Annotated in this window: 2 protein-coding genes; both read right to left on the bottom strand. The window is 35.5% G+C overall.

Annotated features, from left to right (window positions below):
• Positions 1-353: 353 nt before the first annotated feature.
• Positions 354-1,958: a TnsA endonuclease N-terminal domain-containing protein gene (locus H6G68_RS23590; protein ID WP_339327884.1), complete on the bottom strand. Its 1,605-nt coding sequence runs from the start codon at positions 1,956-1,958 to the stop codon at positions 354-356.
• A 122-nt stretch (positions 1,959-2,080) separates the two neighbouring features.
• The gene (locus H6G68_RS23585; RefSeq protein ID WP_190908826.1) at positions 2,081-7,372 is read right to left on the bottom strand and encodes an AAA family ATPase; all 5,292 of its coding nucleotides are present in this window, start codon (positions 7,370-7,372) and stop codon (positions 2,081-2,083) included.
• Positions 7,373-7,377 lie beyond the last annotated feature (5 nt).

Here is a 7,377-nt window from a genome sequence, read left to right as displayed (position 1 = left end):
GGCATCTCTAACGCTTATTTTAGCGTACCAGCCAGCTACCTTTGCATTGGGGCATCTCACTTTTAAAAGCAGTGGCAGTAACACTTTAGCTATTTCCGGAGATGTCTAATGCAGAATTTCATATCTCGATAGCCCAAGCCAACGACCAAAAGCCGAGACATTACCCTGAGTGTATTGATTTACATAAGCCTTGAGCATCGTTTTAATAGTCTCTCTCGGAGGTGGACTGGGGAACTCAGGGGCTAATCGTATTAAATTTCCCTCCAGAAGCCGGAATAGCTTCAATCCCAGCAACAGCAATTTGACCTGGGTTTTTGCGTAATGAAGGCAGAAATTCCTCAAGCAGCATCTTTTCAAGACGCTCTCTGCACACAGATTCTTAACACCATCATGCAACATCGATAGCTTGGTTCGTCAAAAGTTAGATAAACAGCGAGAATACGACGGCTGTAGGCATCAATTAAAAGCGTTGCCCAAGGTCTACCTAGAGAATGCCCTGTACGAGAACAGACTAGCTCAATATCTAGTTGAGTATGGTCAATGTGAGCTATCTCAAATGGACGGTCACCATGACGTGGAGTGGTTAATTTCAACTCCCAGTAAAATAATGATTGCTGATAGGCTGCTCTGGCTCCTTTGCGTTTTTTTATCTGTCGATAGCCGGAACGGTGTTTAATTCTAGAACAAAATGTAGCGTAGCTAGGAAGCTTTTCTGTTAGACCTGCTTTCTCCCATTCTCTGGCGAGAATTCCGTAAACTGCTAATTTTGTTTTCTGTTGAAAAGTCTCATAATGGTCTTCTATAATTTTGTCAATAAAATCTTGAGATGATGACGAGATTTTGGGGAGGCGGTTGCCTTTAGCTCTATGTTTATCTAAAAGTCCAATATAACCACATTTGTGAGCAAGTTGAGCTGCTTTAAATTTAGCTTTCCATCTGCGAATCGTACTTCCAGGTACAGTTTCATTATGCCGAGAACAGCCGTTGAGATAAGGTTCAATCACTTGATATCTTCTGTTTGCCTCTGCCAAATCTTCAGGACTAGCACTGAGAAAAATATCCATGCCTTTGGGAGTGATTCTTAATTGATTGTCAGCTTTAGTTTCCTGGGGACTTTTGTTAAAGTTTAAGGTTTTTAGCCCGTCGAGCATATTGGGCTGAGACTTGACCATTTGAGCATAAGCTACTGCGGTTTGTTGGTCACGAAAAAGATGTACTCTCTCTGGCTCTGCTAGAGGGGCAGCACTTAAGTTAATGTAAATTTTTTGATTGGCTATTAAAGCATTTATCTCGTCAGAATTAATTTGGTGAACATGAAGAAGTTCCCAATAATTTATGCCAGGATTTAATGTTACTAAGTCAGTTATATTTTCAGCTATTTCTGGGTTAATTTGGTAATTTTCATCGGCATAGGCTTTGAGAAATAGTCGATTTCTGTATTTAATCCAATCAATTTCTGCATCTAACCGGATTCGGTAGTATAAACCTAATTTTTCTGCATAGGTCATTGCTGGTGGGTTATGCCATTTCCCATCTTCTGTGCGTTTATATCGCTGCGGTTGTTTGGTCGCTAATTTCTCTAATCTTTTTTCTGGTTTCCACTCTTCAAAACCTGCACTCTTGTTGCGAATGACAAAAAAGTCAGGTATATGTGAAGCTTTGACTATTTGCCCACTATTTGATAGGTATTCTAAAGTAATTTGATAGGGTTGGTCGTAGTATTCTAGAACATCTGGGTCTTCTTCATACTCCTCAACACCAGGCAGTTCTATTTTGTGAGACTCAAATTGGATGGTTTTTCCCATTTTGCGACTTGCGTAGTCGCCCCTAACATTGATGCTACTACTCTTCACTCGCCGGATTGGTTCAGAGTCGCGGATTTGGGTGATTATTTGCCGCGCTGCTTGTGGTAGATTTACGTAGCGACACCAATCATTAAACTCTTGGTCGCTTAACACACTGACCCCCAAGCCTTTCAAGAGGCAATAGGCTCCTACCACAAATCTAGACTTTCTCTCATTGAACGGTATGGATGCTGATACAAATCTTTATAATTACCAGTTCAATCCGCTGCGCCATTTTATGCTTTAAAAACGCTCACTTTATCCTTTAAGTAACAAGTTAAATCAAAGTTTTGGTTTTCTACCCCTACATCCTGTTGGTTAAGTAACAATTTTACATCTTTAGTTTCTGATTCAGTTGCATAAACATACTGCACACCCAAATACTGAGCTATCTTCTCAAAAATCACATCAGCAGAAAATGGTTTACGGACAAAATCATTACAACCAGCAGCTAAAATTTCGGTTCTTTGTTCCTCAAATGCACTGGCAGTCAAAGCAATAATTACTGTTTTTTGATCTGATTTAGTTTGTTGCATAGCTTGAATTTTTTTTGTAGCTGTGTAACCGTCCATTAATGGCATACGCATATCCATCCAAATTAAATGGGGTTGCCATTGTTGCCACATCGTTATCGCTTCCTGTCCATTGGTAGCAATACCAGTTTCAAAACCAACTGATTCGAGTAATTGTGTTAATAGTTCTCTGGTTTCGGGGCGATCATCTACTATCAAAATTCGGAAGTTTGGTTGATTTGCAGCCAATTTTACAACCTGTTTTTTATTGACAATTTCTGTTGGTGGTTGTGTAATTTGTACTGATATATCAAACCGAAAAATTGAGCCTTTGCCCAAGGTACTACGGCAATTAATATCACCCCCCATCAACCGGACAAACTGCCTACTAATTGCTAATCCTAAACCTGTTCCTTCTTGTGCTTGCTTGCCTGAACTTGTTTGTACAAATGGTTGAAATAAACTTTCTATATCTGTACTAGAAATTCCACATCCCGTATCTTCAATCTCGAAAATAATCACTTGGGAAGATTCTGTTTGATTCCCCAATTCCACACGCAGTTTTACTAATCCATTATCTGTAAACTTCACTGCATTTCCTAACAAGTTAATTAGAACTTGGCGCAGTTTTACTTCATCTGTAATTACATATTTAGGTAAATTTTCTGGTAGTTGAAAGACAATACTAATGAGTTTGCCTTGATTAATTAAAGGTACACATAAAATTGATTTAGGTTGGGCAGCTTGAATATAATTGTCGCTGGTAAAATTGCCTTCATTCGTTGCATCATTTAACACTACAATTTCCTTTGTCCGAGCAACATAATTGACGATAGCTTCAGAAAGTATTTGGCAGTTATCTACAGGTATTGGTTGTAAAAGAGTAGTCCCTTCAGAATTGATACTTCCTTCAGCCTCAATCACTAACTTTTCCTGATCGGCTAAAATCAGATAACCTTTTTGAGCGCCCGCATTTTCTATGAGAATCTTCATTAAACTAGATAGTAAATTATCTAGCATAATTTCCCCAGAAATAGCTTGAGAAGCTTTCATGACTGTGGTAATGTCAAGATTAGAAGTAGAACCAGTATTGCTGATGCTAATAGAAGTTTTAGCATCTTTACTTTTGGATGAATTTATAGTTAATAATTGAGGGTATTGTGTTTCTAAATGTTGGACTTTAGCTGCTGCACCCCAGAGTTGATAGTGATACCGTGCTTCCTGCATATAAGCTCTGGCTGTCAGTTCTTTACCTGTGGATAAATAAAACTTGGCAGCTAGTTCGTAAGCGATCGCAGCTTCATGGATATATTCATTTTCTTTTGCCAGGGATATAGCGCGATCATATAAGTCACTAGCTTGATTATTTTTACCAAGAACTCTATACTTTTCTGCTTCTACCAAATAAAACTTGTGTAAATGATTCATTGGCGAAAACCTTGCCCATTTTTTCATTTTATTTTGATTAATTTTTATTTGTTTGAGCAAATCTTTTTTTTTCGATTTTGAAACGGAAGGATACACAGATAATTTAATTAGAGAATTATAAAAATTATATATAGCAGCACCTAAAAGTCCCACCAGAGAATCCATATAAACTTCCGATGTTTCTAAATTTGTAACTGCTTGTGAAAAATCATCAAATAAATAATTCACAAAAGCTTTCTGATAATAAAAACTACATATTGATGTGCGGTCATGAGCTTGAATATCTAATAATAGTTTTTGTGATATTCCTTTATCTTCAGCTAACAAATCATCAATATTGCCCGGTTTGTGCATAATGTATGATACAATATGGTTAAGAAAAATAAGCATTTGTAAATTTCTTTCTTGCTTAAATTTCTGAATAGCATGACTGTATTTAATAATTTCACTGTTAACAAATGATAGTTCTTTACCCACGAAAAAAGAATTGTAGCAATACTGGGCTGCACAATAGGTAGCATTTTCTAAATCTCCCGTTTCTAGACCTAGAGTATACCCTTCTAAAAGAGGTTCTAATGTTTGCTTACCATGTTCCTGCCAATGTTGAATAAAAGCACTGACAATGTAAATTGTTTTAGCTGCTGTTTCTTTGGCATTAAGTTGTGTTAATAGACTCAAAGCTAAATTACCAAATTTATATCCTGATTCAATATCTCCTAGTGCGCCACAAAGAATTAGTCCATAACTAGCGTAACTAATGGGCGATGAGGTAGTATTGCCATATTTAATTGATAAATTAGTTGCTTTTAAGACAATTATCGGTAACAGTTTAGGCACAGCCATATAAATAGCAGAACCAATACTGCTAAGAATTTTCATTACAGCTATTTTTTCGGGAGATGTCATTTTTGTCAGGTTTTTTAAGTCAAAAATTTGTTTACTTAATAGGGTGAATTTGACTTGTATTACCCCCAAAAAAATATCTAGCAGAGTTGGTTTAATAGATATATTTACTTTCAATTCTTTGAGAACTACTAGCCCAATCTGAATCACTTTTAGTAGTTGACGTTGTGCTGTTAAAGCAAAGATTTGAATTTCATAGGCTGTTACTTTATCCAGTAAAGTAACAGCACGTTGCAGCACGACTGAAATTAATTTATCCATTGTGTCAAATTGACCACACAAATAGGCAGTTTCTGCCGCTTCCACATACAAGCTAAGGGTAAGATCGTACTGCTTCTCCCATCTATTAGCTGCCAACAATTCTAAGCCTTGTGTCAGGTATTTCCATGCAGTTTCATAAGCTGTTGACTTTTTCGCTTGCTTGCCAGCAATTAAATTTAACTTAGCTAGTTCATCTCTTTGCTGTTGGTTATCAATTAATTTAATTCCATAATTTAAGTGATAAACAATGGAAAATATTTCGTTTTCTTGGTCTAAAGTTGACGTATTATTCAACAGCAAATTGCCAATTCGAGGATGAATAATAGGTTTATATTTTTCAGGAATTAAGGAATAAGCTGCTTGCTGCACCCTATCATGGACGAATTTGTATAAAACTTTAATTTCATCTGAAAAAAATCCTAACTGAATGAAAGTATAATCTTTAGCAATAGGCTGTATCAAACCTTGTGTAATAGTTTCCCATAGCAATTCTTTGGTTTTATCAATGCTGGTTTTATTGATAATTGATAAAGTTTGTACATCAAATTGACTACCAATACAAGCTGCTAATTTTAAAACTTGTTGTGTTGACTCTGATAAAGCTGTAATTTTCTCGGTCATTAAATCGACAACATTCTCAGCAATAGGTGCAGATTTAATTTCTTCAATATTCCATTTCCAATCTCTTTTGTTAATATCAAAGTTGAGTAATTTTTTATTATAGATAAATCTTAAAAATTCTATTAAAAAAAATGGATTGCCGGCAGTTTTTTCTAAAGCTAATTTTGCTAAAGGTAAAGATTGTTCTTGTGTGCATTTGAGTGAATTACAAATTAATTGGCTAATAGAGGCGATGTCTAAAGGCATCAGGTATAAATCATTAATTGTTGCTCCTACCTGTTGGATATTATCAATAGTTAATAATAATGAATGTCCTTGAGTTACTTCATTCTCTCGATACGCACCTATTAATAGAAAATATTTTTTTTGCCATTGTGTCATTAAACTTTCAATTATTTTTAATGAGGCTATATCTGCCCATTGTAAATCGTCAATAAAAATTACTAATGGATGTTGTTTTTGGGCAAATACACTAATAAAATTCTGTAAGACGATGTTAAAGCGGTTCTGTACTTCCTTCGGTGGTAATTCTGGTACATCAGGCTGAATACCAATAATTAATTCTACTTCAGGAATAACATTAACAATTACTTTGCCATTGCTTTGTACAGCAGCTAATATTTTCTCTTTCCAAGCTGCTATTTCTGCTTCACTTTCTGTTAGTAGTTGTCTAATTAATTCTCGCAAGGCTTGAATTAAGGCGCTATAGGGTATGTTACGCTGTAATTGATCATATTTCCCAGCAATAAAATAGCCTCTTTTCTGGGTGAGTGGTTGATAAATTTCTTGTACTAATGATGTTTTGCCGATGCCAGAGTATCCAGAAATAAGTATGAGTTCGCTGGTTCCTTGGCTGACTCTTTCTACTGCTGCTTTGAGTGTAGTAATTTCTGCTTCTCTACCATAGAGTTTTTGCGAAATCTGGAATTTATCGGAAATGTCTTGTTGTGCTAGGGGAAATTCTAAAATTTTGTCGTTTTGTTGTAATTGTCTGAGACATTCTTTTAAATCTGCTTGAATACCAATTGCATTTTGATATCTTTCTTCGGCAGTTTTGGCTAATAATTTAATGATAATCTGAGAAATGATGGGGGGAATTTCTGGATTAATTAAATGTGGTGCGATCGCTTGTTTTGCTAAATGACAATGTACTAATTCAATTGCATCTGTGGCTACAAATGGTAGTTGCTGAGTTAGCATTTCATAAAATGTTACTCCTAATGAATAAAAGTCTGTGCGATAGTCTATAACTCTATTCATTCTCCCTGTTTGTTCTGGTGAGATATAAGCTAGAGTTCCTTCTAAGATATTGGGATGGCAAATAGTTGGTGTTTCTCTGGTTAAGATAGTGGCAATACCAAAATCAATAATTTTTACTTGTTGTGTTTGGGGATGAATAATTATATTAGCTGGGTTGATATCATGATGAATAATATTCTCCGCATGGATTTCTGCTAAGGTTTGGGTAATTTGAATGCCAATTTTTAAAAATTCTTGAAGAGTTAATTTTCTCTGTGAGATAAGCGACTTTAGAGATTCACAATTATCATCTTCAAATATAATAGCTAAGGTATTTTGATATTTTTCTAAACTTCTGGTTTTGACTGTTCCTTTGAGTTTTAAAGAAGAAACTAATTTATATTCTAATTTAGACCGAGCGATCGCTTCTTTACTAGGATAATCTTGCTTGAGAATTTTAATAATGACTGGTGTCTGATCTTGCTGGCAGACTGCCCTGAAGACTAGGGAATTATCACTTTCATAAATTTTATTGAGGTTATTATATCCAGAAATTTCAAACATAGTTG

The organism is Anabaena catenula FACHB-362 (assembly GCF_014698735.1).
Classification (GTDB): Bacteria; Cyanobacteriota; Cyanobacteriia; order Cyanobacteriales; family Nostocaceae; genus Anabaena; species Anabaena variabilis_A.
The sequence above is the reverse complement of the archived record's forward strand: the minus strand, read 5'-3'. Positions and strand labels throughout refer to the sequence as shown.

Excerpts from the sequence above, each read along its gene's own strand:
- H6G68_RS23585 (WP_190908826.1), bottom strand. The coding sequence starts at position 7,372 with ATGTTTGAAATTTCTGGATATAATAACCTCAATAAAATTTATGAAAGT.